Annotated in this window: 24 protein-coding genes; 16 read left to right on the top strand and 8 right to left on the bottom strand. The window is 69.2% G+C overall.

From position 1 onward, the window contains the following. The first annotated feature begins 15 nt into the window (after window positions 1-15). The 3 genes from IU449_RS03065 (at window position 16) to IU449_RS03075 (ending at window position 5,431) form a co-directional block, all read left to right on the top strand. A complete protein-coding gene (locus tag IU449_RS03065) occupies window positions 16-3,201 on the top strand; it encodes an acetyl-CoA carboxylase family protein (RefSeq protein WP_195000430.1) in 3,186 nt (1,061 codons plus the stop codon). 58 nt (window positions 3,202-3,259) lie between these two features. Further along, window positions 3,260-4,132: an SDR family oxidoreductase gene (locus IU449_RS03070; RefSeq protein ID WP_195000431.1), complete on the top strand. Its 873-nt coding sequence runs from the start codon at window positions 3,260-3,262 to the stop codon at window positions 4,130-4,132. A 207-nt stretch (window positions 4,133-4,339) separates the two neighbouring features. After that, a complete protein-coding gene (locus IU449_RS03075) occupies window positions 4,340-5,431 on the top strand; it encodes a PP2C family serine/threonine-protein phosphatase (protein ID WP_195000432.1) in 1,092 nt (363 codons plus the stop codon). A gap of 57 nt (window positions 5,432-5,488) precedes the next feature. Here the strand turns inward: IU449_RS03075 and IU449_RS03080 are convergent, their stop codons facing one another. Continuing rightward, window positions 5,489-5,815 (bottom strand): hypothetical protein, encoded by a 327-nt coding sequence (locus tag IU449_RS03080; protein ID WP_195000433.1) that lies wholly within the window; start codon window positions 5,813-5,815, stop codon window positions 5,489-5,491. 187 nt (window positions 5,816-6,002) lie between these two features. Between IU449_RS03080 and IU449_RS03085 the strand changes: the two genes are divergently transcribed. The 7 genes from IU449_RS03085 to thpD all read left to right on the top strand — a co-directional run bounded on the left by IU449_RS03085 (window position 6,003) and on the right by thpD (window position 11,268). Further along, window positions 6,003-6,404: an STAS domain-containing protein gene (locus tag IU449_RS03085; protein ID WP_195000434.1), complete on the top strand. Its 402-nt coding sequence runs from the start codon at window positions 6,003-6,005 to the stop codon at window positions 6,402-6,404. A 156-nt stretch (window positions 6,405-6,560) separates the two neighbouring features. Then, window positions 6,561-7,007, top strand: coding sequence for an ATP-binding protein (locus tag IU449_RS03090; protein ID WP_228803656.1), 447 nt, complete (start codon window positions 6,561-6,563; stop codon window positions 7,005-7,007). 140 nt (window positions 7,008-7,147) lie between these two features. Then, on the top strand, window positions 7,148-7,858 hold the full coding sequence (locus IU449_RS03095; protein WP_195000435.1) for a response regulator transcription factor: 711 nt from the start codon (window positions 7,148-7,150) through the stop codon (window positions 7,856-7,858). 299 nt (window positions 7,859-8,157) lie between these two features. Next, a complete protein-coding gene (ectA, locus tag IU449_RS03100) occupies window positions 8,158-8,664 on the top strand; it encodes a diaminobutyrate acetyltransferase (protein ID WP_324188064.1) in 507 nt (168 codons plus the stop codon). Next, the gene (gene ectB / locus IU449_RS03105) at window positions 8,661-9,959 is read left to right on the top strand and encodes a diaminobutyrate--2-oxoglutarate transaminase (protein ID WP_195000437.1); all 1,299 of its coding nucleotides are present in this window, start codon (window positions 8,661-8,663) and stop codon (window positions 9,957-9,959) included. Before ectA ends, ectB begins: the two co-directional genes overlap by 4 nt. Further along, a complete protein-coding gene (locus IU449_RS03110) occupies window positions 9,956-10,351 on the top strand; it encodes an ectoine synthase (RefSeq protein WP_195000438.1) in 396 nt (131 codons plus the stop codon). The genes ectB and IU449_RS03110 overlap by 4 nt, the downstream gene beginning before the upstream one ends. A 50-nt stretch (window positions 10,352-10,401) precedes the next feature. After that, window positions 10,402-11,268, top strand: a complete 867-nt coding sequence (thpD, locus tag IU449_RS03115; protein ID WP_195000439.1) for an ectoine hydroxylase — start codon at window positions 10,402-10,404, stop codon at window positions 11,266-11,268. 114 nt (window positions 11,269-11,382) lie between these two features. On the opposite strand, the gene erm is transcribed toward thpD, so the two are convergent. From erm to IU449_RS03135, 4 genes are all read right to left on the bottom strand, one after another. Further along, on the bottom strand, window positions 11,383-12,183 hold the full coding sequence (gene erm, locus IU449_RS03120) for a 23S ribosomal RNA methyltransferase Erm (protein ID WP_195000440.1): 801 nt from the start codon (window positions 12,181-12,183) through the stop codon (window positions 11,383-11,385). A 356-nt stretch (window positions 12,184-12,539) separates the two neighbouring features. Further along, complete coding sequence (locus IU449_RS03125) at window positions 12,540-14,165, bottom strand: hypothetical protein (protein WP_195000441.1); 1,626 nt, start codon at window positions 14,163-14,165, stop codon at window positions 12,540-12,542. Window positions 14,166-14,322: 157 nt separating this feature from the next. Beyond that, complete coding sequence (locus IU449_RS03130) at window positions 14,323-15,024, bottom strand: hypothetical protein (protein WP_195000442.1); 702 nt, start codon at window positions 15,022-15,024, stop codon at window positions 14,323-14,325. A 141-nt stretch (window positions 15,025-15,165) separates the two neighbouring features. Then, entirely contained in the window at window positions 15,166-15,483 is a 318-nt protein-coding gene (locus IU449_RS03135; protein ID WP_195000443.1) for a hypothetical protein, read from the bottom strand. 150 nt (window positions 15,484-15,633) lie between these two features. Here IU449_RS03135 and IU449_RS03140 point away from each other — a divergent pair, with 150 nt between their 5' ends. Beyond that, window positions 15,634-17,007 (top strand): FAD-dependent oxidoreductase, encoded by a 1,374-nt coding sequence (locus tag IU449_RS03140; RefSeq protein ID WP_195000444.1) that lies wholly within the window; start codon window positions 15,634-15,636, stop codon window positions 17,005-17,007. A gap of 25 nt (window positions 17,008-17,032) precedes the next feature. On the opposite strand, the gene IU449_RS03145 is transcribed toward IU449_RS03140, so the two are convergent. Beyond that, complete coding sequence (locus tag IU449_RS03145; RefSeq protein ID WP_195000445.1) at window positions 17,033-17,476, bottom strand: nuclear transport factor 2 family protein; 444 nt, start codon at window positions 17,474-17,476, stop codon at window positions 17,033-17,035. A gap of 66 nt (window positions 17,477-17,542) precedes the next feature. Here IU449_RS03145 and IU449_RS03150 point away from each other — a divergent pair, with 66 nt between their 5' ends. From IU449_RS03150 to IU449_RS03165, 4 genes are all read left to right on the top strand, one after another. Continuing rightward, complete coding sequence (locus IU449_RS03150) at window positions 17,543-18,799, top strand: alpha/beta hydrolase family protein (protein ID WP_195000446.1); 1,257 nt, start codon at window positions 17,543-17,545, stop codon at window positions 18,797-18,799. A gap of 308 nt (window positions 18,800-19,107) precedes the next feature. Further along, on the top strand, window positions 19,108-19,437 hold the full coding sequence (locus IU449_RS03155; protein WP_195000447.1) for an ArsR/SmtB family transcription factor: 330 nt from the start codon (window positions 19,108-19,110) through the stop codon (window positions 19,435-19,437). 94 nt (window positions 19,438-19,531) lie between these two features. Next, window positions 19,532-21,352: a phosphoenolpyruvate carboxykinase (GTP) gene (locus IU449_RS03160; RefSeq protein ID WP_195000448.1), complete on the top strand. Its 1,821-nt coding sequence runs from the start codon at window positions 19,532-19,534 to the stop codon at window positions 21,350-21,352. Continuing rightward, window positions 21,349-23,016 carry a SulP family inorganic anion transporter gene (locus tag IU449_RS03165; RefSeq protein ID WP_195000449.1) on the top strand — a complete coding sequence of 556 codons (1,668 nt, stop codon included), beginning with the start codon at window positions 21,349-21,351 and terminating at the stop codon, window positions 23,014-23,016. Before IU449_RS03160 ends, IU449_RS03165 begins: the two co-directional genes overlap by 4 nt. Window positions 23,017-23,091: 75 nt before the next feature. On the opposite strand, the gene IU449_RS03170 is transcribed toward IU449_RS03165, so the two are convergent. Both IU449_RS03170 and IU449_RS03175 read right to left on the bottom strand, forming a co-directional pair. Next, on the bottom strand, window positions 23,092-24,063 hold the full coding sequence (locus IU449_RS03170; protein WP_195000450.1) for an alpha/beta hydrolase: 972 nt from the start codon (window positions 24,061-24,063) through the stop codon (window positions 23,092-23,094). A 35-nt stretch (window positions 24,064-24,098) separates the two neighbouring features. Continuing rightward, the gene (locus IU449_RS03175; RefSeq protein ID WP_195000451.1) at window positions 24,099-24,494 is read right to left on the bottom strand and encodes a hypothetical protein; all 396 of its coding nucleotides are present in this window, start codon (window positions 24,492-24,494) and stop codon (window positions 24,099-24,101) included. A 307-nt stretch (window positions 24,495-24,801) separates the two neighbouring features. On the opposite strand from IU449_RS03175, the gene IU449_RS29425 reads away from it, so the two are divergent. After that, window positions 24,802-24,936, top strand: coding sequence for a hypothetical protein (locus tag IU449_RS29425; protein ID WP_267468259.1), 135 nt, complete (start codon window positions 24,802-24,804; stop codon window positions 24,934-24,936). Window positions 24,937-25,176 lie beyond the last annotated feature (240 nt).

A 25,176-nucleotide genomic window follows, 5' to 3' on the forward strand; every position in this document is an offset into this window, starting at 1 on the left:
CGCGACACTGACCGCATGCGTGTGGTCGTGGTGAACAGAGGCGAGATCGCGGTCCGGATCGTGCGGACCGCCCGGGCGCGGGGGTATCGCACGCTCGTCGTGCACACCGGGGCCGAACGCGACGCACCGCAGGTCCGCCTCGCCGACGAGGCCGTGGAGTTGCCCGGCGAAGGCGTGCCGGCCTACCTCGACATCCCCGCCGTCGTGGCAGCCGCCGCGACGGCGGGACCGGGTGCGCTGGTGCACCCGGGGTACGGATTCCTCAGCGAGAACGCCGATTTCGCGCGCGCCTGCGCCGCGGCCGGGCTCGTCTTCGTCGGACCCGATCCCGACGTCCTGGCCATGTTCGGCGACAAGGTGGCCGCTCGCGCGGCCGCCGAACGCGCGGGCCTGCCGGTGCTGCCCGGGACGCCGGTCGGCGCGGATCTCGACTCCGTGTCCGCATTGCTGGCGGCCAATCCACACGGCGTGATGATCAAGGCCGCGGCGGGCGGCGGCGGGCGGGGGATGCGTGAGGTGCGCGAAGCGGGCGAACTCGCCGACGCCTTCGCCCACTGCCGTGACGAAGCCCGTGCCGCCTTCGGCGACGATCGCGTCTTCGCCGAAGCCTTGGTCACCGGTGCCCGCCACATCGAAATCCAGGTGATCGGCGACGGGCGGCACGCGCGCGCGGTGGGCGATCGCGACTGCAGCGTGCAACGGCGCAGACAGAAACTGGTGGAGATCGCGCCTGCCCCCGCGCTCGGTGACCAATTGCGCGCCCGGCTGCACCGCGCGGCCACCGACATCGTCGAGGCGGTGCGGTGCCGGGGCGTGGTCACCGTGGAATTCGTGGTGCGCGGCGAGCAGGCGTGGTTCCTGGAGGTGAACCCCCGTCTGCAGGTCGAGCACACCGTGACCGAGGAGACCACCGGGCTGGACCTGGTGGGCGTCCAATTCGACGTGGCCGCCGGCGGTAGCCTGGCTCGACTCGAACTGCCCGACACCACCCCGCGCGGGTACGCGGTGCAGGCGCGGGTGAACGCCGAGGTCGTGGAGGCGGGGGGACAGGTGCTGCCCAGTTCGGGGGTGCTGACCCGTTTCGACACACCGACCGGTGCGGGCGTGCGGGTCGACACCGCCGTCTTCCCCGGGATGCGGCACACCGTGCATTTCGACTCGCTGCTCGCCAAGATCGTCGTGCGCGCGGATCGCCTGGACGGGGCGTTGCGGCGGTGCGCCGACGCGCTCGCCGAGACCGTCGTCGCCGGTGTGGGCACTAACACGCAGGTGCTGCGGGCCGCGGTGGCCGCGCTCGCCGGGGCCGAACCGGTCGACACCGGCTGGTTCGAACGCCATATCGACGAATTCGCGCGCGCTGCCGAGAAATTCGTCTCGGAGGCGACACCGGCGGCCGCGGTGGCCGCGGCCGCCGGGCCGGCCGACCTGCGGCTCGGTCCGGACGAGGTCGCCTTCACCACGCCGATGGGTGCCACGGTGGTGGGTGTGGCCGAACCGGGCGCTCTCGTACCCGCGGGCGCGCAGGTGGCCGTGCTCGAGGCCATGAAGATGCAGCACGTCCTGCGCGCCGAACAGCCGCTGCGGGTGCTGCGCACGCTCGTCGAGCCCGGCAACGTCGTGGATCCGCAGGCCGCGCTGCTGGTGTGGACGCCCGCCGACCACGACATCGCCGCGACCGATGTCGCCGCGGTGGATCTCGACGTCGTCCGGGCCGATCTGCGTGAGGTTGTCGACCGGCAGCGCGGCGTGTCGGACGAGGCCCGCCCCGAGGCCGTCGCGAAACGGCGCCGGTCGGGCAGGCGCACCGCCCGGGAGAACATCGACGACCTGGTCGACGCGGACAGTTTCGTCGAATACGGGGGTCTGGCCGTCGCCGCGCAGCGCCTGCGCCGCAGTCCCGAGGATCTCATCGCCAACACCCCCGCCGACGGCCTGATCACCGGCGTCGCCACCATCAACGCCGACCGGTTCGGTGAGCGCGCCGCCCGCGCGGTGGTGCTGTCCTATGACTACACCGTGCTGGCGGGCACGCAGGGCATCCGCAATCACGCCAAGTCCGACCGCATGCTCGAGATCGCCCATGAGCAGCGGTTGCCGGTGGTGTTCTTCACCGAAGGCGGCGGCGGCCGTCCGGGCGACACCGACTACTCGGGCATCTCGGGTCTGGACGTGACCACCTTCCGGGCGATGGGCGCGCTGTCGGGGCATGTGCCGCTGATCGGCATCGTCTCCGGCCGCTGCTTCGCGGGCAATGCCGCGCTGCTGGGCATGTGCGACGTGGTGATCGCGACCCCGGAGGCCAACATCGGTATGGGTGGCCCGGCCATGATCGAAGGCGGCGGGCTCGGGGTGTTCCGGCCCGAGGACATCGGGCCCGTCGAGGTGCAGCGGCGCAACGGCGTGGTCCATGTGGTCGCCGAGGACGAAGCCGACGCGGTCGCGATCGCCCGCCGCTACCTAGCCTACTTCCAGGGTGACATCGAGCGGTGGGAGGCTCCGGACCCGCGGACGGCGAGGCATGTGGTGCCGGAGAACAGGTTGCACGCCTTCGACATCCGCGCCGCCATCGAATCCGTCGTCGACGTCGGTTCGGTGCTGGAACTGCGCCGCGACTGGGGAGTCGGCATCGTCACCGCGCTCGTGCGGGTGGAGGGCAGGCCGTTCGGGTTGATCGCCAACGATTGCCACCATCTCGGCGGCGCCGTCGACGCCCCCGCCGCCGACAAACTCAGCGCCTTCCTCGCGCTGTGCGACGCGCACGGGCTGCCGATCGTATCGCTGTGCGACACACCGGGATTCATGGTCGGTCCAGAGGCCGAGAAGCATGCGACGGTGACCAAGTTCAGCAGGTTGTTCATCGACGCCGCCAATATGCGGGTTCCGTGGGGGACCGTCGTGCTGCGCAAGGGCTACGGGCTCGGGGCGCAGGCGATGGCCGCCGGCTCGTTCCGCTCACCGCGGTTCATCGTCTCCTGGCCGACCGGCGAGATCGGCGGCATGGGCTTGGAGGGAGCGGTGCGACTGGGATTTGCCAAGGAACTGGCGGCGATCGCCGACCCCGCCGAGCGAGCGAAGGCCTTCGACAGTCTGGTGGCCGCGGCCTACGCCAATGGCAGAGCGCTCACCGCGGCGACGGTGTTCGAGATCGACGACGTGATCGATCCCGCCGACACCCGTCGTTGGATCCGCTTGCTGCGCTGATCGAGCAGAGCGCAGGGGATTTATAGACAATAATGTTCGTGAATACTATGGTCGACGCATGACCAAGTTCGACGGCAAGATCTGCCTGATCACGGGGGCCGCCGGCGGGCTCGGCCGCAGCACCGCCGAGGCGGCCGCGGCCAAGGGCGCGTCGCTGGTTCTCACCGACATCGACGGCGCCGGTCTCGAGCGTACCGCCGAGGAACTGCGCGCGAGCGGAGCCACGGTGCACGTGGCCGAGGCGGTCGATCTCACCGACCACGACGCCGTCGTCGCGTTCGCCGAGCGGGTGCACACCCAACTCGGCAGGGGTGGGGTCGGCAGTGTGGACATCGTGATGAACGTGGCGGGCATCGCCACCTGGGGCACGGTCGAGCGCCTTTCCCACGAGCAGTGGCGGCGCACCATCGACATCGATCTGATGGGGCCCATCCACGTCATCGAGGCGTTCGTGCCGCCCATGATCGCGGCCGGGCGCGGCGGTCATCTGGTCAATGTGTCCTCCGCGGCCGGGCTGTTCGGCCTGCCGTGGCACGCGCCCTACAGTGCGGGCAAATTCGGCCTGCGAGGCGTGTCGGAGGTCCTGCGCTTCGATCTGCGCAGGCATCGCATCGGTGTCAGCCTGGTGTGTCCGGGCGCGATGAGCACGCCGATGGTCGATCGGCTCGAGATCGCCGGTGTGGACCGGGAATCCGCGGCGATGCGACGGGGCATGAAGCTGTTCCTGCGTCATGCCGTCAGCCCGGAGGCGGCCGCGAAATCGGTGGTGCGCGGGGTGGAGCGCGACAGGTATCTCGTCTACACCTCCAGCGACATCCGCATCGGGCACTGGGTGCAGCGGTACTTCCCGCCCGCCTACAACCTCGCCATGCAGGGCCTGAACCAGGCCATGCAGCGCTACGTCGACAAGCCGGGCGTACTGCGCGACTGACGGATGCGGGTGCACTCGGTCGGTTGTCGTACGATCGCGGGAACGACTGCGCCGGTTGGAGACGAAGGGGGACGGGGTGCGGGAGACGCCGGGAGACACGAACTTCGGTATGACGGGCAAACGGGGCGCACCTCGCCCGCGTCTGGAACGCTGTAGGCCCGACCTGCCGGTCGTCCGTGCCGCCGCTACCCGCCCGAGGAACACGCTGTGAACCGCGATCTGCCCCGAGATCCCGCCGAAGCTCCCACCATGCCCATCGAAAGCCCGGCACCACCGGAGCGGTCCTCCACCGCCGAATCGCCGACGGTGGAGATCACCCGCGAGGCGGCCGCGCCCACCGTCGAAATCCGTACCGAGCGCACGGTGCGCGGCACCGGCCCGCGCTGTCCGGACTGCGGCGCCGAGAACCACACCGGCACGGCGATCTGCCCGTCCTGTGGCGCGGATCTGACCGGCAAGCGAGTCGCGCTGCCGCTGGCCGACGCGCCCGCCGACCGGTTCGAGGCCGACCTGGGCGCGGTCTGCCTGGTCACCGATCGGGGTATCTCGCACGCGCGCAACGAGGACGCCGTCGCCGCGGCCGTCATGGAAGGCGAACACGGCCCGCACACCACGGTCATGGTGGTCTGCGACGGGGTGTCCACCTCCTCGGATCCGCAGGCCGCCTCCGGATCCGCGGTGCGCGCAGGTGTCCAGGCATGCTTGCGCGCGCTCGAGCAGGGGCAGCCCGCCACCGAAGCCGCACTCGCCGGGCTGGTCGCGGCTTCCGACGCGGTCCGCGCGATTCCCAACGAGGAGCGCAACGCGCCCTCGTGCACCTACGTCTCGGCGATCGTGCGCGGCGCGGGCGGCGGGGCGGTCGATGTCACGGTGGCCAATGTCGGCGACAGCCGCGCCTACTGGCTGGCCGCCGAACCGATCGGCGAGGACCCGACCTACCTCCCGTCGCAGCGGCTGACCGTCGACGATTCCTGGGCGCAGGCACTCGTCGACGCGGGCGCGATGGACGAACAGGCCGCCATGAACGATCCTCGCGCGCACACCCTGTTGCGCTGGCTCGGCGCGGACACCGACGAACGACCGTGGTCCGACCGTGCGGTGCGCACCTTCCGTGCCCGGACATCGGGCCGTCTGCTGCTGTGCAGCGACGGCCTGTGGAACTACCGGCCCGACGCGGACCAGCTGGCGGCGTTGGCCGCGGCCGACGACCCGATGACCGCGGCACGCGACCTGGCCGACTTCGCCGTACGAAGCGGCGGCAACGACAACATCACCGTCGCCCTCGCGCCGATCTCCTGACGCGGAGGCGGGTGGGGACGACCGGAAGCCCGGAGACCGGCCGGGTACCGGGACCGGTCAGTGACCGCGGTCGTCGAAGCCGGTCTGCTCGGCGGAGATCCTGCGCATCCGGCGGTGCTCGAGAACGATCAGTCCGATCCCGAGGATCATGAGGACAGCGACGGAGATCCCGCCGACCAACGCCCAGCCCTCGAATCCGTAGCCGGCCGCGGTCATGGTGAGCCCGACGGTGACGATCCCGAGGCCGACCAGGAACAGGCCCGGCCAGTTCCTGGTGTCCTCGAAAGCTTCGCCGGCATGCGACCGCATGGTGCGGAAGTGGTCGGGAAAGTTTCCGTGGTCGGGATAGGGCGGCCCTTGTGGCCAGGGAACGTGGGCAGTCATGACGAGCTCCTCTCGGTGCGCCCGTGAACTCGTGCGAGGGGGATTACCCCGGTCTACGCCGGTCGATTGCCGGGGTCAACCCCTCCCGGTGACAGGGTTGCCCCGGCGTGCCAGACTGTAGACAGTTCGCGCGACCCCAGTCAGACCCAGCCGCACCGATCTGGAGCAGATCCAGGGAGGTTCTTCCATGGCAGTCGATGTCACGCTCACCATCCACCCCCGCGACACCGAGGCGAACATGCCCGGTGTTCTGTGTCCCTGCGCCCAGTTCGTCGACCGTGGTCACCGTTGTGTGGTGGTGCGGATCGAAGGTGAGCTGGACGCGCTCGCCCAGCATCGTTTCCGTCAGGCACTCGACAACGCCGTCCACTCCGACTGCAACGCCGTCGTGGTGGACCTGCGTGCCACGTTGTTCCTGAGTTTGCGCGCCGCCGCCGCGCTGGGCGAGGTCCAGGCCCCGGCCGCCCGGCGAGGTGTCGACGTCCGGGTCGTCACCGGACGCCCGGAAGTCGAGCGTTCCCTGGAGCTCACGGGCGTGCGCTGCCGATTCCACCGCTACCCGTCGATGCACGACGCACTCGCCCTCTGACTCTCCAGCCCCTCAGGTAGCCGCCGTGGCACTGTTTGGCGGCCGTGGGCGCCGGGTACGCGCCCTCCGAGCGTGGACCGGTCACCGGTGGTCGAGACATCGTCCGACCCCGCAGGCCGTAGACGGACGGATGGCAGCGATGCGAACGAGGTGGCGATGGATATGGGGGATCGGGCGTGGCGACAGCCGACGACGGCGGCGACAACCATAGGGGTTCGGGTCCCCGCACGCCCTGAGCAGCTCACCATGTTGCGGGCGCTGGCGGAGACGGTAGGACATATCGCCGACTTCGCGATAGACGAGGTCGCCGATATCAGATTGGCCCTCGACGAGGTGGCCACCGCGCTCGTCCTGGACGCTGTGCCGGGATCCGAGCTGGACTGCGAACTCGATTACGGCCAGGATCGGATGACGGTCCGGGTGCGAGGGCTGACGGCGTCGAAGGACCCCGTGGCCCGGAACGGGTTCGGCTGGCACATTGTCCGCACCCTCACCGAGTCCGTCGAGACCGCTCAGGAGCCGTACGACTTCCAGGCCGGCGGCTACCGCACGTCCATCGATTTCGACTGGTCGCGGAGCTACTCGCCGCCGCGCCTGGTGTGATCGAGTAACAGCGACGCGCACCACATCCCAGCAAACAGAGTTTACCGATCGGTCGCTCAGGGTAACCGATAGATCGGCATGTTTGCCGGAAGCGGACGTTTCCGACTCCCGCTTCCGACTGATTGCGAGGGATGAGGGTTTTGAGCGCGAACTTGATGATCGTGGACGACGACGACCGCATCCGCCGAGAACTGCGGACGGCGCTGGAGGACGAAGGCTACGACGTCTCGGAGGCGCACGAAGCGGAAGACGCGCTGACCCGCCTGCGCAACAACGGCGCACCCGACGTGATGATCGTCGAATTGATGCTCGGCGACATGGACGGCTTCGAATGCATCCGTGAGATCCGCCGCGACCACGATGTGCCGATCATCGTCATCAGTTCCCGCGACGACACCCACGATGTCGTCGCCGCACTCGAAGCGGGGGCCGACGATTTCGTCACCAAGCCCTTCGAGATCAAGGAGATCTCCGCCCGGATGCGGGCGCTGCGCAGACGGGCACGGCTCGCGGCCGAACGCGACGCGCCCCGCGAGATCGCCCTCGACACCGATGCGGAAGCGCCTCTGCTGCTCGACCGCGAGGGGGGCCTTGTCCGGCGTGGCGACGAGGAGATCAAGCTGACACTCACCGAGTTCCGCCTGCTGTGCGAGCTCGCCGATGTACCCGGGCGCGTGCTCAGCCGCGCGCAATTGCTGGAAAAGGTCTGGGACGAGAACTTCTTCGGCGACGAACGCATCGTCGACGTCCATATGCGTCGGCTGCGCACCAAGATCGAAATCGATCCCTCGGACCCGCGAATCGTCGTCACGGTGCGCGGTCTCGGCTATCGACTCGATCTGCCGAGATAAACATCATTTTGGGTCCCGAGTGTTGTGTGTGATGTCACGTTTGGCTACGCGGGCCCGGGGCTACGAAACCTATTCGTAATGAAATCGCAAAGAGATCGACCAATTCACCGCAAAATTGGTTGGTGAAGCTGGACAGGTAGACAGACCACTTTGGGAGTTGTATGTCACCGCAAACCTTGTCCACATACGCCACGATTTCGGACACCACCCTTCCGGACGACACGGAGTCCGCACATGCCGCACCGTCCCGCGGTGTCGTCACCGCCGCCCGGCCGCGGCCGGTGACACCACCGTGGGAAGTGTCCGACCGTGTCGGCACCGCACTGCTGCGGACCCCCAGGATCGGGGACGCACCGGATATCTGGCGGATCGCCAAGGAATCCCGGGTACTGGACACCAATTCGAGTTACGCCTACCTGCTGTGGTGTCGCGATTTTCCCGGCACCACCGTGGTCGCCGAGGTCGACGGCAAGATCGTCGGTTTCGTCACCGGTTACCTGCGCCCCGAACGCCCCGACACGGTATTCGTCTGGCAGGTGGCGGTTTCGGCGAGTCAGCGCGGACGCGGCACCGGCACGGCGATGATCGAGAACTTACTCGACCGCGTCGCCCCGCACGGCGTCACCGCGCTGGAAACCACCATTTCGCCCGATAATCCTGCCTCGATCGCGATGTTCGCCGCCGTCGCCAGGCGCCGAGGCGCGGAATTCACCAAGCGCCCCTTGTTCGAAGCCGACGCGTTCCCCGACGAGCACGCAGCCGAAGAACTCTACGAAATTTCGCCTATCACCAAGGAGATTCGATGATCAGCGCGGATACGACCATTTTCGAGTCGCTGGAGTCCAATGTGCGCGGCTACTGCCGCTCCTGGCCGACGGTGTTCACCACCGCCCAGGGCGCGTGGCTGCGCGACGAGGAGGGCAAGGACTTCCTGGACTTCTTCGCTGGTGCGGGCGCGCTGAACTACGGGCACAACAACCCCGTGCTCAAGCAACCGCTGCTGGACTACATCGCAAGCGACGGCATCACCCACGGCCTGGACATGTCCACCGCGGCCAAGCGCACGTTGCTCGAGACGCTGCGCGACACCCTGTTCGCCCCGCGCGGACTGGACTACAAGGTGCAGTTCCCCGGCCCGACCGGCGCCAACGCGGTCGAGGCAGCGCTCAAACTGGCCCGCAAGGTGACCGGCCGGGAGACCATCCTCAGCTTCACCAACGCCTTCCACGGCATGACGCTGGGCGCACTGTCGGTCACCGGAAACGCCGCCAAACGCGCGGGCGCGGGAGTTCCGCTGGTGCACGCCGCGCACATGCCCTACGACGGCTACTTCGACAACACCACCGCCGACTTCCAGTGGATGGAGCGCGTCCTCGACGACACCTCCTCGGGCTTCGACCGCCCGGCCGCGGTGATCGTGGAGACCGTACAGGGCGAGGGCGGTGTCAATGTGGCGCGCGCCGAGTGGCTGCGGCACCTGGCCGAGCTCTGCCAGGAGCGTGAGATCCTGCTGATCGTCGACGACGTGCAGATGGGTTGCGGGCGGACCGGCCCGTTCTTCTCTTTCGAGATCGCGGGCATCACCCCCGACATCGTGACACTGTCGAAGTCGATCGGCGGCTACGGCCTGCCGATGGCGCTGGTGCTGTTCAAGTCCGAGCTCGACCAGTGGTCGCCGGGCGAGCACAACGGCACCTTCCGCGGCAACAATCCGTCGTTCGTCACCGCGCAAGTCGCACTCGAGCACTTCTGGTCCGACGGCGCGCTGGAGGCCTCGACCAAGGCGAAGGGCGAGCGCATCGCCGCTGAACTCGCCGATGTCGCCGGTCACTTCCCAGGCCTGTCCAGTCGCGGCCGCGGTCTGGTGCACGGCGTCGCCTTCGAGGACCCCTCGCAAGCGGGCAAGGTGTGCCAGGTCGCGTTCGAGCGCGGTCTGCTGGTGGAGACCTCCGGGTCCAGCGACGAGGTGGTGAAACTGCTTCCGCCGCTGACCATCACCGACGAGGAGCTGGACGAGGGCCTGACGATCCTCACCGGCGCGATCGACTCGGTGTGCACCGGGTGGGATCGCCCGGCCACCACGACGGGAGTGCGGGGATGATCGTTCGCACCACCGCCGAGATCACCGGCACCGACCGCGATGTCGCCGGCGAGGGCTGGCGGAGCAAACGCATTGTCCTCGGCGGCGACGGCGTCGGGTTCTCCTTCCACGAGACCACCATCGCCGAAGGCACCACCCACGTGTTCCATTACCAGAACCACATCGAGGCGGTGTGGCTGATCGAGGGCGAGGGCACGCTGACCGATCTGGACAACGACCAGGTGTACGCCCTAGGGCCCGGCAGCATGTACCTGCTCGACGGTCACGAGAAGCATCGGCTGGAGGCGCACACGCGGATGCGGATGATGTGCGTGTTCAACCCGCCGGTGACCGGGCAGGAAGTTCACGACGAGAACGGGGTCTATCCGCTGGTCGCGGTGCAGGCCGGCTGAGAGGAGCGACTGGAGTGTTGCAGCAGACCATCGATCGAGATTCTGATTCGATGGAACGCATGGATCGGTATCCCACCCGCACGGCCGAGACCGCGCCGCACATCCCGCGGCGTGACCCGACCGTGTGGGGCGAGGTCCGCGGTGCCGGGCTGGCGACCTATGAACGCGACGGTTTCGCGGTCATGGACGCCCTGCTGAACCCGGGCGAGGTGGCCGAGTTCCGCGCCGAGATCGAGCGGCTCATGGTCGACCCGGCGCTGGCCGATGACGACCGGGTGATCCGGGAGAAGGCATCGAACCGGGTGCGTTCGGTCTTCGAGGTGCACGAGCTCAGCGCCGCGGTGGCCGATCTCGTCCGCGAGACCCGCATCGCCGGGTTGGCGCGGCAGGTTCTCGGTTCCGAGGTCTACCTGCACCAGACCCGGATCAACTACATGCCGGGTTTCCGCGGCAGCGGCTTCTACTGGCACTCGGACTTCGAGACCTGGCACGCCGAGGACGGCATGCCGGCCCCGCGCGCGGTGAGCCTGTCGATCGCCATGACCGACAACTACCCGTTCAACGGCAGCCTCATGGTGATGCCCGGCTCGCACCGCACCTTCGTGCCGTGTATCGGAGCCACTCCCGAGGGGCATTACCGGCAGTCGTTGCGCGAGCAGGAGATCGGAGTGCCGACCACCGAGGACATCACCGTGCTGGCCGAGCGCCACGGCATCCGGCAGTTCACCGGCGCGGCCGGCTCGGCGCTGCTGTTCGACTCGAACATCATGCACGGATCCGCCTCGAACATCACTCCCTTCCCGCGCTCGAACATCTTCCTGGTGTTCAACAGCGTCGAGAACACCCTGGTGCAGCCGTACGCGGCGGCGGCTCCGCGGCCGACCTACATCGGAAGCCGCGACTTCACGCCTGTGTGAGTCGCGACCAGCACCTGGCGGGCCGGGCAGCTCGAAAGGGCTGCCCGGCCCGCCGCGCGTTTCACGCCCGCGCCGCCCGCACGCGCGGAGCTCACCTCGAGCGTGGGGCCCGGCTCACGACAGTGCTCGGTACAGCGCGATCCAGCTGTCCGCTGATACCGAGCCGACCGGCGCGTCCACCGCGACGGCGGCCCGCGCGCACGCCGCGCGCACCCGCCGTGCGGGCAGTTGCGTGGCCAGCGAGGCCGCCAGCGATCCGCCGATGCCGAGGAAACCGATGTCGACGAGCTGCCGATACCGTGCGATATCCCGGCTCGGCAGCAGCGGCCGCGCGCGCCTGTGCAGATGCAGGACCGCGGCATCGACGCGGGGTACCGGCCGGAACCGGTTCCGATCGATACGTGGGCCGATGCTCATCCGCACTGTCGGCCAGTGGGTGACAGTCAGTTTCGTCCACCGCCGGTAGTCGCCGGAGTATTTGCGGGCGAACTCCTGTTGGGTGAGCAGCGTCGCCGAGGTCAGCGCGCGAGCGGCGAGACACCAACGCAGGATGTCGGTGCTCGCCGCGAACGGGATGTTGGCGACCACCGCGAACGGCTCGGCGGGAGCCCGGATATCGCGGAAATCCGCGTGGTGACAACGGATTCGGTCATCACCTGCATAGCGTGCCCGTAAGGCGGCGGCATAGCGGGGATCGATCTCGTAGGCGAGCACGCGGCGCGCCACACCGAGCAGTTGCCCGGTGAGCATGCCGTCTCCCGGCCCGATCTCGAGCACCAGGTCACCGGCGGCGATACCGGATGCGCGCACGATCGTGCGCGCGGCGGCCGCGTCGGCGAGGAAGTTCTGGGAGAAGCGTTTGCGCGCCTCGCCCCTGGAGTGGGCAGCACGCGACGAATGACGGTGGCGGGACATGGGTGTCCTTGTCAGGAGTTGCCGAATCAGGAAGGTGATTCGCCCGGACCCATGCCGGAGCACGACGAGACGCCGCGCGTAGCGGTCGGCTCGATGATGGTCAGCGCCGTGGGGCGCCCGGTCGGTGACCGGTCAGCTGATGATTCCCGTGGCGGTGCGGTGCGCCGGCGCAGGCCGGGCAGTCGCGCGCAACCGGATGAAGAAGGCGCGCACCGCACACGCCGGAGTCGACAAAGTGCCCATGCGCCACACCGTATCGCCGGTCACGCCGCCCGATCCACCGAATTTTCGGCCGACGGGTCAGGAGTGCGATCCCCTGATCGGCTGCCGTTCTCGTCGGGGGAGCGGTCGGCGCCTCAGGAATGGAGGGCCCGGTCCGTTTCGGCCGCCCTGACCCGCCACCGCGCGGCTTCGGTGGAGTCGCCGCGACGGTCGAGGAGTTCGGCCAGCAGGGCCATCGAACGGGATTCGCCGTGCTGGGCCGCGACCCGCCACCACCCCTCGGCGGCGGTGTGCTCACCACGCCGGAACAACAGCACCGCCAGGTCGTGAGCGGCTCCCGCGTGTCCCGCCTCGGCCGCCTGGGCCCACAGACCGCACGCCTGCTCTTCCTCCCCCCGGTCGTACATGCCCGTACCCAGATCGTAGAGCGCATTGCGGTAGGCGGCCCCGGGGTCGTCGGCCTGCGCCGTTCCGTGCGCCGGGGCGGGTTCGGCTGCGGTGTCGGTCGTACTTGACCACGCCTGCTCCGACTCCGGTGCGATCTCGGCAACGGAAGCCGAGGTGCTCGCCCACGCCACCTCATGCGTCCGGACAGGGTCGGCCGCCGGGGCCGGCGCACTTTCCCACGCCGGTTCCGGGGCGGTTTCGGTCGCATCGGTCGTGGAGGAACCCGCGGATTCCCACAGCTCGTCGAACGAGGGAATCGACAGCGAGGAAGTCGGCAGCGAAGGAATCGGCTCGGGCAGCCCGGCAGGCTCCGGGGAGGCGGCCGCATGCCCTCCATGGGCAGGTTCGGGCGGCGCCTCCCATACCGGTTCGGGCCGCGGGTCCGTGAGCCGGGCCGGGGCGGGTTCGGACGCGGGACGTGGCTCGGGCCGGGCGGGCGCCGCACCCCACGGCGGCGGGGTGTACTTCATCGTCATGGTCGCGTTCTCGTCGACGAACGGCGGAGTCGGCTCGGTCGGCGGCGTGGTTTCGCCACGGCGGACCTGCCGCTCCTTGGGCACCCTGCTGTCGGTGAGCCGGTCGTCGGTGTAGGCGCTGTCGGCATACGGGGTGTCCGCGTACGCCGGTTCGGCGGGCGCGGGTTCGGCGTAGGCCTCGGGTGATATCCATTCCGAAGCGTCCGGGCTCTCGCCGGTCGTCTGGTCGGGCCGCTCGCCGGACTCTGCGGGGGAGTCGAGGGATGCGGTGGCCGCGGGCGTCTCGCCCGGATCGGTGGCGGTCCGGCCGGACTCCCGCGTGCCCGGCCGGACCGGAGCGATGCCGACGCCGACGACCAGGTTGGCGAAGTTCGGCGGGCCCTCGCCCAGACTGCACCACAGCGCGACGATGTCGTTGGGAATGTCCTCCACGAGCATCCCGTAATTGCCGGTCCAGCTCCGGTGCGCGCCGGTCTGGTCCACCCAGACCGGGGTCAGCGAGAACACCGCGTTCGCTCCGGTCGGTACGAGTTCCACGGTCACGCCGCGAGCGAGCGCATCGCTCCAGATGTCGACCCCGGTGAGTTTGTGGCCCTCGAGCTCGATGTAGCCGTGCAGTACCGACAGTCCGAGACCGTGCCCGCGCAGTCCCGCGGGCGGAGCCTGCGACAGCAGCGTCATGTACAGCAGGATCGGCTCGGTTCCGATGCGATCGGTGTACATCGGGTAGACCATGCTGCCGTTCCACAGGATCGGCTCCGAACCGGTGTAGCGGGCCGCCAAAGGCTGTTCGCCTGCCGGATTCCGCTGATGCCAGGGGGAATACGGCTCGTTCATGTGCAGGCCTTCCGCTTCGCGCCCGAATCTGCGCACCGCCTCCCGCAAGGGCGCGGCGGCATGAGCGTACTCGGCGCCCGCCGGGGTGGCGCGACGATCCCACGGCGTGCGAATCGGGCAGGCGCGGTGCGTGCCGGGCGCACGACGACGGTCCTGCTCATTTCGGGGTGTGCCGCCAATCCACGCGTTGCAGGGTCGACCAGTCGTCGCCCGCCCACTCCCAGATCAGCCGCGCGACGATCGCCGGATCCGAGACCGTGGTCGCGAAATAGTGGTCGCGCCGGCGGCTGTCGTGGATCTCGAGGGTGTAGTCGACCGCGGAATTGCGGTAGGTCTGGATGAAGGTCTGCTCGTCGTGCGGCTTGCCGACGATGAGGAACGGCGTCGCCGCCAGGGTGTCCAGGTTCGGCACCCAGGTGTGGATCTCCCGCTCGGTCATCGACGAGTAGGTGTGCTCGCCACCGATGTCGACATCCACTTCGCGATGTTCCACGCTCTGTTCGGGCGCCGGGCCGCTGCTGTAGGGGCGCGCGTCATAGAGCTCGTAGTCGAATCCGGTGATCAGATCCTGCAGCAGCTGCCGCACCGGCGCGGCGGCGTTGTCCAGTGCGCCCGGCACCCGGGGCCGGTCGCCCCGGTCCGCGGAGGTCACCCGCACCGCGTACCCGGCCGCCTCGATTCTGACCCCGGCGTGCGGGCGCGAAGCCTGCACCGCCGAGTTCCAGGCCTGCAATCCGGCGACGACGACCAGACGGAGATCGTCGTCGAGGGGTCTACCGGCCTGCGCCCGTAGATAGTCCGGGATTTCCCCGGGCGTGCGGATCGCGCCGACCGGCACGACCACATACTCGAAACTCACATCCACAACGTAACTTCCGGCGGGCCCTCGCGGGAGGGTCCGGACGAGGCAACCTGACTTCCGGGGTATCGAATTCGCGCGCCGCGCCGCCGACGGGCCGCGAATCGTGACCGGAACGGTGCGAAGCCCGCCGACGGGATCTCATGGCGGCGGGACAGCGGGGGTCACGGTGGCCCCCGCGGTGGCGCCGCCCGGTCGCGGATTCGGGGTCGAGGACGCGGGCACGGTGGTCGCCGCGGGCAGCGTCTCCGGGGAACCCGCGGAGCGAACCGGCACCAGCCCGGCGACCGCGACGATCAACCCCGCCGCGGTGAGCCCGAGTCCGGTGTCGATCATCAGCCTGCCTGCCGTGCCGCGCGCCTGCGGCGGCCGTGTCGTATGCCAGGTGCCCGCGAACACGAAGGCGAGTACCGCCGCCACGAGCAGGCACACTCCCGTTCCGGCCAGCACATCACGCACTGCGCTCCCACCCCGCTCTCCTGACCCGAACCGGCCCTGCGCCCGCCACGCGTGGGCGCAGGGGCGGACCGATCCCCGCGAACCGGAGAATCAACGCACCGGACGGGTCGTCGCACAACCTGTACACGACGACACCGTAGCGTGACGGACATGAGCGAACACCTGGTCGTCATCGGGGCGGACGCGACCGGAATGGCCGCCGCGTCCCAGGCCCGCCGCCACCTCGACGCGCGAGCACTGCGCATCACGGTCTTCGAATCCGGCGGCTTCACCTCCTACTCCGCGTGCGGCATCCCGTATTGGGTCGGTGGGCTCGTCGACAGCCGCGACGACCTGATCGCGCGCACGCCGCAGGAGCATCGCGCGCGCGACATCGACCTGCGCCTGCACACCGAGGTGATCGAACTCGATGTGCCGGGCAAGCGGGTGCGCGTCCACGCGCGCGACACCGGCGAGGAATTCTGGACCGGCTACGACAAACTCGTCATCGCCACCGGCGCGCGACCGATCCGGCCCGATCTTCCCGGCATCGACGCCGAGGGCGTGCACGGCGTACAGACCCTCGACGACGGTCAGGCGCTCATCGACACTCTCGGGCGCACCGAGGGCGGTCGCGCGGTCGTCATCGGCGCGGGCTACATCGGTGTGGAGATGGCCGAGGCGCTGATCCAGCGCGGCTACCAGGTGCGGGTGCTCGACCGCGGTTCCGCGCCCATGTCCACCCTCGACCCGGAGATGGGCGCGAAGGTGGCCGAGGCCATGCGCGGCATCGGCATCGAGGTGATCTGCGACGCCGAAGCCGTCGCCGTGCGTACCGACGCCGACGGCCGGGTCCGCGCGGTCGCCACCACCGACGCCGAGTATCCCGCCGATGTCGTCGTGCTCGGCCTCGGCGTGCGCCCGAACACCGAGCTGGCCCGCGCCGCGGGCCTACCGCTGGGTGAGTACGGCGGCCTGCTCACCGATCTGTCGATGCGGGTGCGTGGCCACAGCGACATCTGGGCCGGCGGTGACTGCGTCGAAGTGCGCGACCTGGTCTCCGGGCGCGACCGTCACATTCCCCTGGGCACCCACGCCAACAAGCACGGTCAGGTGATCGGCGCCTGCCTGGCTGGCGGGTACGCGAGCTTCCCCGGGGTCGTGGGCACCGCGGTCAGCAAGATCTGCGCACTCGAGGTGGCACGCACCGGCCTGCGGGAGCGCGACGCCCGTGACGCCGGTCTGCAATTCGTGACGGCGACCATCGAGTCCACCAGCCGAGCGGGGTACTACCCCGGCGCCGCGCCGATGACGGTGAAGATGCTCGCCGAACGCCACAGCGGGCGGCTGCTCGGTGTGCAGATCGTCGGCAGGGAGGGCGCGGCCAAACGCGTGGACATCGCCGCGGTCGCGCTGACCGCGGGCATGACCGTCGAGCAGATGACCGCCCTCGACCTCGGCTACGCGCCGCCGTTCTCCCCGGTCTGGGATCCGGTGCTGGTGGCCGCCCGCAAGGCGGCCAGGGCGGTCCGGGAACACGGCTGATCGACTCGCGGCCGAGGATCACCGACTACTGCCGAGGGACCTGGGCGGCGAGAAACATGTAGCTCTTCTCCTCGGTGCGGGTGCGGATCCGCCACGCGCCCTCGACCCTGGCGAAGGTGTCCAGATACCACAGCCCGCACAGCATCAACTGCTGCGCGCCGTCCGGACCGCCGATCAGCATCGGATTCTGACACATGGTGCGCCCGGTGGCGGTGTCGCCGTCGATGGTGAGTGAGGAGTTCGAGACGAGGTGCTGGAAGGCGGGGAAGTGCGGCAGCGTGGCCGACAGGAACGCCTTGGTCGCCGCGAGGTCGCCGGCGGGACCGCCCATCGCGGTGTAGTCGATATGGGCGTCGGCGGTGAACAAGTCGTCCAGCAGATCCCATCGGCGGGTGTCGATAGCGTGGGCGTAGCGGACCATCAGATCTTCGATCTCCAGGCGGTCGGAGATCTCCTGCAATGACAGCATCGGCGTGATTCTGCACTATCGGCGATGGTGCGGCAGGCAATTCGGCGACGCGGTTATGGTGGGTTGATGAGCACCGACCGTCGCCTCACCGCGCGCCACGGTTGCCGGTCTGCCACCCTCGCGGGCCCGAGCGGGCGCGTGCTGACGAGTGTGTTCGTGGCTGTGCTGCTCGTGCTGTCGGCGGCGTGCGGCTCCGACGGCGGTGAGGGGCGGGCGGCGTCGCGGGGCGAGGTGGTCTCGGTGACTCCGATATCGACCATGACCGCGGCCGAGACCACGGAATTCCTCGCCGATCGCACCATCGAAGCCCCGGTTCGCAACGGCGTCGAAGCCTCCCGCGTCGAGTACCGCACCATCGACGCCGCCGGGCAGCCGACGACGGCAACCGGTCTGCTCGTCCTGCCCGACACCGATACGGGTGAACGCAGCATCGTCAGCTACGCACACGGCACCATCCTGCGCAAGGACGAGGCACCCTCGGTCGGTGGTGCGAACGACCGGGCCCGCACGATCGCGTTCGCCGCGGGCGGCGCCATCGGCGTCGCCCCCGACTATCTCGGTCTCGGCGAAGGCCCCGGTCGCCACCCCTACGTCCATGCCCCGACCGCGGCCAGCGCCTCCCTGGACCTGCTGCGCGCCGCGCGCGCCCTGGCCGAGGATCGCGGCCACACCGTCGCCCCCGAGGTCTACATCGTCGGCTTCTCCCAGGGCGGCCACGCCGCCACCGCACTCGCCCGCGAACTGCACGACCATCCGGACACCGGGTTCGCCGTCGGCGCCCTCTCGGCCATCAGTGGCCCCTACGACATCCGTGAAGCCCAGACGCCCGCCGCGCTCGACGGCGGGGTCAGCCCGCGCGCCGCCGTGGTCTACCTCTCCTACTGGATCACCGCGATGAACCCGATCTACCGCGTGTACGACGATCCTTCCGAGGCGTTCCTACCGCCCTACGACGACCACGTCGAAGAACTCTTCGACGGATACCACGGCGTCTTCGACATCGCGGGCCGTCTACCGGAGACACCCGGGGAACTGCTCACCCCGCGCTTCCTGGAGTGGGCGATGGCACCGACCGGTCCCGCGTTGCAGGCGATGGACGACAGCGACGGCACCTGTGATTGGACCACCGACGCGCCGGTCCGCCTGTACGTGTCCACCGCCGACCGCAGCGTCGCCGCCACCAACACCGAGGAATGCCTCGAGACCCTGCGTGGTGAGCGCGTCGAGCGCGTCGACCTGACCCCGATGGACCACGGCGCGACCGCCCGTGCTGCGATCGCGGAGACCGTGCTCTGGTTCGACCAGCTGGCCGCCGCCGCTTGAGCGTCACCTTTCGCCGCAAATGGAAGGTGCCGCCGGATGGGGGGAGATCCGGCGGCACCTGATTCGGGTCGCGACTCGCAGGGGGACGAATCGCATGCCAGCTCGGGGGGGTAGCTGGCTGATTGCCAGCTTACTCGCGGCTCGCTTTCCCCGCGACGGACTTGATCCGATCGCAATCATCGGGCGAGGTCTGGGATCCATTATGTGTCCAGCGGCACACCGGCAACTGATTGGCTGTTTGCTAAACTATGCAACAAGCGTCCGCGATCCGTGCGGTATCGCCCGTCTATCGAAGGAAGTGGCCGAACATGCCCGGAATGAGCAGGCCGCTCTATCAGATGAAAGCCGACTTCTTCAAGACCCTCGGTCACCCCGTCCGTATCCGCGTTCTGGAGCTGCTCAGCCAGCGCGAGCACGCGGTATCGGAGATGCTGGCGGAGATCGGCGTGGAGGCGGCGAATCTGTCGCAGCAGTTGTCCATCCTGCGCCGCGCCGGCCTGGTGACCGCTCGCCGCGAAGGACTCTCGGTCACTTACGAACTCGCCACCCCCGAGGTCGCTCAACTCCTGGCCGCCGCGCGCGCCATCCTCACCGGGGTGGTCGCGGGGCAGGCCGAAGCGCTCGAGCAGTTGGCCTAGCCTTCCCGCTCGAACCGCGCCGGGGCACCCACGCCCTATGATTGCAGCTTTTCTAAACTAGTTACATTGCATCTTCGTGAAGGAGCGATTCGCCATGACCGATTCCATCGCCACCGTGTCTGCGCCGACCACACACGAGGCGGTGCAGGCATGGGTGGCGGAGATCGCCGACCTCACCGCCCCGGCCGAGATCGTCTACTGCGACGGCTCGCGCGCGGAATGGGACCGGCTCACCGGCCTGCTGGTCGAGAAGGGCACTTTCGTGCCGCTCGACGCCAAGCCGAACTCCTTCTGGTGCGTCTCCGACCCCGAAGACGTGGCCAGGGTGGAGGACCGCACGTTCATCTGCTCGGAAGACGCCTCCGACGCGGGCCCGACCAACAATTGGGTCGACCCGGTCGACATGCGCACGGTGATGACCGAGCACTACCGCGGGGCGATGTCCGGTCGCACCATGTACGTGATCGCGTACTGCATGGGCCCGATCGACGCCGAGGATCCGAAGATCGGCGTGCAGATCACCGACTCGGAATACGTCGCGGTCTCCATGCAGATCATGACCCGCTCCGGCGCGCCGGTGTGGGACCTGCTCGCCGACGGCAGGGACTTCGTCAAGTGCCTGCATTCGGTCGGCGTCCCGCTGGCACAAGGCCAGGCCGATGTGCCGTGGCCATGTGACACCACCAAGTACATCTCGCACTTCCCCGAGCGCAGGGAGATCTGGAGCTACGGCTCCGGCTACGGCGGCAACGCGCTGCTGGGCAAGAAGTGTTTCGCGCTGCGCATCGCCTCGGTCATCGGCCGCGACGAGGGCTGGCTGGCCGAGCACATGCTGATCCTGAAACTGACCTCTCCGCAGGGCAAGACGCACTACATCGCCGCGGCGTTCCCGTCGTCCTGCGGCAAGACCAACCTGGCCATGCTGGAGCCCGCGCTGCCCGGCTGGAAGGCCGAGACGGTCGGCGACGACATCGCCTGGATGCGTTTCGGCGCCGACGGCAGGCTCTACGCGGTCAACCCCGAGGCAGGCTTCTTCGGCGTCGCGCCGGGAACCGGAGCCAAGACCAACCCCAACGCGATCGCCACCATCGAGCGCGGCAACTCGATCTTCACCAATACCGCCCGCACCGACGACGGCGACGTGTGGTGGGAGGGCCTGACCGGCGACAAGCCCGCGCACCTCGTCGACTGGCGGGGCCGGGACTGGACGCCGCAGTCCGCTACGCCCGCCGCGCACCCGAACTCGCGCTACTGCACCCCGATCGAGCAGTGCCCCTCGGTCGCCCCGGAATGGAACGACCCGGCAGGCGTGCCGATCTCGGCGATCTTCTTCGGTGGCCGTCGCGCCACCACCATCCCGCTGATCGCCGAATCCTTCGACTGGAACCACGGCGTGTTCACCGCCTCGGTGCTGTCCTCGGAGACCACCGCCGCGGCCGCCGGCGCGGTCGGCGTGGTGCGGCGTGACCCGATGGCGATGCTGCCGTTCCTGGGGTACCACGTCGGCGACTACTTCGCGCACTGGCTGTCGATGGCGCAGCGCGAGGGCGCGCAGCTGCCGAAGATCTTCCAGGTCAACTGGTTCCGCCGCGGCCCGGAGGGCGAATTCCTGTGGCCCGGCTTCGGTGACAACGTGCGCGTGCTCGAATGGGCGCTGAACCGTCTGGACGGCACGGCCGAGGCCGAGTGGACGCCGATCGGCCATGTGCCCACAGTCGAGTCGCTGGACCTGTCCGGCCTGGACGAGACAGATCGGGACCTGGCCGCCCAGGCGCTGGCCGTCGACATCGAGGAATGGGTGAACGAGACCCGGTCCATCGACGAGTGGTACGCCACCATCGGCGGCAACCGGTTGCCCGAGGAACTGCGCGAACAGCTTGCCGCGCTGAAATTGCGTCTGGCGGCGAGGAGATGAGCCTGCGCGCACTGTTGCCCTCCTGGTCGGAGTGGCGACCCGCGGTCCGCGCGCCCGGCGCGGACCTGATGGCCGGCCTCATGGTGGCGCTGGTCGCCCTGCCGCTGGCGCTCGGTTTCGGCATCAGCTCCGGTCTGGGCGCGGCCGCGGGCCTGGCCACCGCGGTCATCGCCGGTGCGATCGCCGCGGTCTTCGGCGGCTCGCGGTTCCAGGTGAGCGGCCCGACCGGTGCGATGACCGTCGTGCTGGTGCCGATCTTCCATCAGCACGGCGCGAGCGGGGTGCTGACCGTCGGGTTGATGGCAGGCTTCGTGCTGGTGGTGCTGGCCCTCGCCCGCGTCGGCCGGGCGGTGCGCTACATGCCCGCTCCGGTCATCGAGGGCTTCACCGCGGGCATCGCCGTGGTCATCGCACTGCAGCAGTTCCCCGCGGCGCTGGGCATCGAGCACATCGAGGGCGAGAAGGTGTGGCAGGTCGCCTTCGACGCGGTGCGTGAGTTCCTCACCCACCCGCATCTCACCTCCCTGCTGACCGCGCTGGCGGTCGCGGCCGCGGTGCTCATCGGCGGCCGCTATCTGCGGCGGCTGCCCATGGCCCTGCTCGCGGTGGCCGCGGCCACCCTGGCGGCCCAGGTCTTCGACCTGGATTTGCTGGCGATCGGCACCATCCCCGCCGGATTGCCCGCGCCCAGCCTCGGATTCGTCTCCTTCGACCAACTGGGCACGCTGATCGGTCCCGCGCTGGCCGTCGCGGCGCTGGCCGCGCTCGAGTCGCTGCTGTCGGCGACGGCGGCGGACTCGATGGCAGTCGGCACCCGTCACGACCCCGATCGGGAACTGCTCGGACAGGGCCTGGCCAATATCGCCGCACCGCTGTTCGGTGGTGTCCCCGCCACCGGCGCGATCGCCCGGACCGCCGTCAATGTCCGCGCGGGCGCGCGCACCCGGCTGGCCGCGCTCTTCCACGCCGTGGTGCTGGCCGCCATCATCTACCTGGCCGCGCCGTTGGTCGCCCACATCCCGCTCGCCGCACTCGCGGGCGTGCTGCTGGCCACCACCGTGCGGATGGTCGAGACCGCGTCGCTGGCCGCGATCGCCCGCGCCTCCCGTGGTGACGCGGTCATCATGGTGATCACTTTCGGTGTCACCGTCGCCACCGACCTGGTCACCGCCGTCGCGGTCGGCGTCGCGATCGCCATCGCGCTCGCGCTGCGCTCGGTCGCCAAAGAGGCACGGCTGCAGCAGGTGCCCCTCGACCTGCCCGCCGCCGACACCGAGCACCTCGCCGAGGAGCACCGGCTCCTGCACGACCACATCGTGGCCTACCGCATCGACGGACCGTTGTTCTTCGCCGCCGCCCACCGCTTCCTGCTGGAACTGACCGAGGTGGCCGACGTCAAGGTCGTCATCCTGCGGATGTCGCAGATCACCGCTCTCGACACCACCGGCGCTCTCGTCCTCGCCGACGCCATCGGCAAGCTCGAACACCGCCACATCACGGTGCTCATGTCCGGCCTGCGCGAGGATCATCGCCGTCGCCTGGCCGCCATCGGCGCTCTCCCCGCGGGCGGCGACGACCAGATCTTCGACCACACCCCCGACGCGATCGCCTACGCGCGCGATCGCCTGACCCGGACCGGCTCCGTCGGGGAGCCCGTCGGCTGATTGTCCGGATGCCAGGTGCTTCGTCGGTGGACCGTCGCATGAGGCACCGGCTGCCCTGGGTGCTCACGGCGGTGGTCAGAACGGGCGGAGGACCTCCGCGCCCGGCGCTGCGGCCACCTGCCCGGAGGCATCGGGATAGAGCGTGACGGTGCTGGCGCCCGACAGGTAGTCATCGGCCCAGCCGACCGCGAGGGCGTCGAGCGCGGACACGTGGGCCGTCTGCGGTGACCCGCAAACCAAGCTCCCCAGTGTGTCCGAACTGGTGCCCTCGGCGTCGACGTGCGAACCGCCGGGAACTCGCACGCCGAGGAACGGCCGGTGCAGATATGTCTGCACGGCCGTCGTTCCGGTGCCGAGGCTGTTGCACCACGACGGCGCGGCCGAAATGGTCTGGATCGGCAGACCGGTGCCATCGAGGGCGGTCAGCGAAGCGTCGGTGTTGTTGTCCACGAACGACTTGACCGGGTCGAGCAGGATCAGGCCGCGCAGGTCCGCCCATGCGGCGGAGTGCGCGGCGTGGAGCCGGTTCGCGACGTAGGCGACGGCCTCCGCGCCCGCGGAATGGCCGAGGAAGATCATTTGTTCCGGCATCGGCATCGGCGCGCGTCCCGAGCGCTCGAGCGCATCGGACAGGCTGACGCCCAGCGTGCTCGCTGGGTCGGTCGCGGTGGCGAACAGCGCGGCCACGCTGTTCAGGAATTCCCGGTTGCCGGTGAGGTTCTGCAGCGTGCAGCCGCCCAGGTCCATGAACGGCAGCGTGGGGGTGAAGACGAGGTAGCCCGCCTCGGCGAAGTGGGTGGCTAGGCCAGAGACATGGGCGCCGGTCCGGGCGAAACCGTGTTGCAGCCAGATCAAGCCCTTGGGCGCGCCCGCGGGGATGAACCAGTCCGACCGCAGGCGCAGAACAGTGGTGCGACAGGGAATTTCGATCGCCTGGTCGGCGCGGAGGACCGATTCCGCGTGTGCCGCGGCCGGGACGGTGAACACCGCGCCCGCGACCGAGGCGGCGGTGACGGCGGCGATCAGGGACGGTAGTCGAGAACTCATCGGTGCTCCTGCGAAATACTGTGCACTGTTTCGCCTCAGCGAAATGGCGTTTCTGTGCCAGTTAGCGGCCACCGCGTAGCCGCTGTCAATGGGAACCGGGCGACTCGTGAATACGACTCCGGGCCCACCTGCCTCCGCACCTGGATCCACCCGGGATCGAACAGGTTTGCCCGGTGGGCGCGGTCATGGCCCACCAGCGTCAGCCAGTGCTCGAGATAGGTGTCGACGGTGCCGTCGAGCGCCCTGAAGGCTTCCGGATCGGCCTGGCGGACCAGCATCCAGGGCGAAGTGAGAGCCCTGTGACGTGGGACGATTGCCGCAGGCGCAATCCCGTTGATGGTCCATGCCGATTCGAGCAATGGTGTCGGCGAGACGAAGACCTGTCGCATCACGTGGCTGTCCACCACGATCTGCGGCACCACCAGCGACACCGGGAGGTGATCTTGTCGATCGGGCCGCCATATGGCGCTGTCAAGCCGCCCGACCGGTTCCGGAGCGAATTCAGCCGCTCGGCGCGCCGGCGTTGAGCCGTCGTCATGTCTTCGTGTCGTTCACCGATCAGTGGACCAGCCCCTCGTGGTAGACAGGAGAGACCGTCATCTCGATAGACGAGATCCGGGGCACCTCATCCCGGGCGTGCGGGCGGGCTGGTGACGCGGCGGTCGGCCACGAACCGCTCGGCATCGCGTAGGCTCGGTCACACCGGGACCGTTCAGGTCCTCGAAGCGAAGGACGTCCATGTCCGACAAATCCCCCCGCAGCAGTGCCGCGAAGAAGTCCGGAAAATCTCTGAAGGAAAAACGAGCGGACAAGAAGGCCAAGGCGGTCAGGAAATCCGAGGTCGAGTCCGCCGTCGAGCTGAAGCGACGCTGACAGCCGCCGCGCCGCACACCTTCGATCCGGAAGCGACTGTCAGGCAAGCTGATTCGCCGTTCGGCAGCCTGCCGACGGCCGCGCTCCACGAGCCGCGAGTGTCGCGAGCTTTTCGTCGCCCCCCTCCTCGGCGCTTCCGCTCGGTCCGCCGCTCGGTCCCGGTGTGCGAAACCCTCGCGGGTGTGGCATAGTGGTCGCTGAGACCGAGCTAAATCGAGCGCGGCTCATCTACAGAAATGA

The organism is Nocardia higoensis, assembly GCF_015477835.1.
GTDB classification, from domain to species: domain Bacteria; phylum Actinomycetota; class Actinomycetes; order Mycobacteriales; family Mycobacteriaceae; genus Nocardia; species Nocardia higoensis_A.

Bases quoted from the DNA above. Each gene is read 5' to 3' on its own strand.
- IU449_RS03065 (WP_195000430.1), top strand. From the start codon at position 16: ATGCGTGTGGTCGTGGTGAACAGAGGCGAGATCGCGGTCCGGATCGTG.
- IU449_RS03070 (WP_195000431.1), top strand. From the start codon at position 3,260: ATGACCAAGTTCGACGGCAAGATCTGCCTGATCACGGGGGCCGCCGGC.
- IU449_RS03080 (WP_195000433.1), bottom strand. From the start codon at position 5,815: ATGACTGCCCACGTTCCCTGGCCACAAGGGCCGCCCTATCCCGACCAC.
- IU449_RS03085 (WP_195000434.1), top strand. From the start codon at position 6,003: ATGGCAGTCGATGTCACGCTCACCATCCACCCCCGCGACACCGAGGCG.
- IU449_RS03090 (WP_228803656.1), top strand. From the start codon at position 6,561: ATGGATATGGGGGATCGGGCGTGGCGACAGCCGACGACGGCGGCGACA.
- ectB (WP_195000437.1), top strand. From the start codon at position 8,661: ATGATCAGCGCGGATACGACCATTTTCGAGTCGCTGGAGTCCAATGTG.
- IU449_RS03110 (WP_195000438.1), top strand. From the start codon at position 9,956: ATGATCGTTCGCACCACCGCCGAGATCACCGGCACCGACCGCGATGTC.
- thpD (WP_195000439.1), top strand. From the start codon at position 10,402: ATGGAACGCATGGATCGGTATCCCACCCGCACGGCCGAGACCGCGCCG.
- erm (WP_195000440.1), bottom strand. From the start codon at position 12,183: ATGTCCCGCCACCGTCATTCGTCGCGTGCTGCCCACTCCAGGGGCGAG.
- IU449_RS03125 (WP_195000441.1), bottom strand. From the start codon at position 14,165: ATGAACGAGCCGTATTCCCCCTGGCATCAGCGGAATCCGGCAGGCGAA.
- IU449_RS03140 (WP_195000444.1), top strand. From the start codon at position 15,634: ATGAGCGAACACCTGGTCGTCATCGGGGCGGACGCGACCGGAATGGCC.
- IU449_RS03145 (WP_195000445.1), bottom strand. From the start codon at position 17,476: ATGCTGTCATTGCAGGAGATCTCCGACCGCCTGGAGATCGAAGATCTG.
- IU449_RS03150 (WP_195000446.1), top strand. From the start codon at position 17,543: ATGAGCACCGACCGTCGCCTCACCGCGCGCCACGGTTGCCGGTCTGCC.
- IU449_RS03155 (WP_195000447.1), top strand. From the start codon at position 19,108: ATGCCCGGAATGAGCAGGCCGCTCTATCAGATGAAAGCCGACTTCTTC.
- IU449_RS03160 (WP_195000448.1), top strand. From the start codon at position 19,532: ATGACCGATTCCATCGCCACCGTGTCTGCGCCGACCACACACGAGGCG.
- IU449_RS03165 (WP_195000449.1), top strand. From the start codon at position 21,349: ATGAGCCTGCGCGCACTGTTGCCCTCCTGGTCGGAGTGGCGACCCGCG.
- IU449_RS03170 (WP_195000450.1), bottom strand. From the start codon at position 24,063: ATGAGTTCTCGACTACCGTCCCTGATCGCCGCCGTCACCGCCGCCTCG.
- IU449_RS29425 (WP_267468259.1), top strand. From the start codon at position 24,802: ATGTCCGACAAATCCCCCCGCAGCAGTGCCGCGAAGAAGTCCGGAAAA.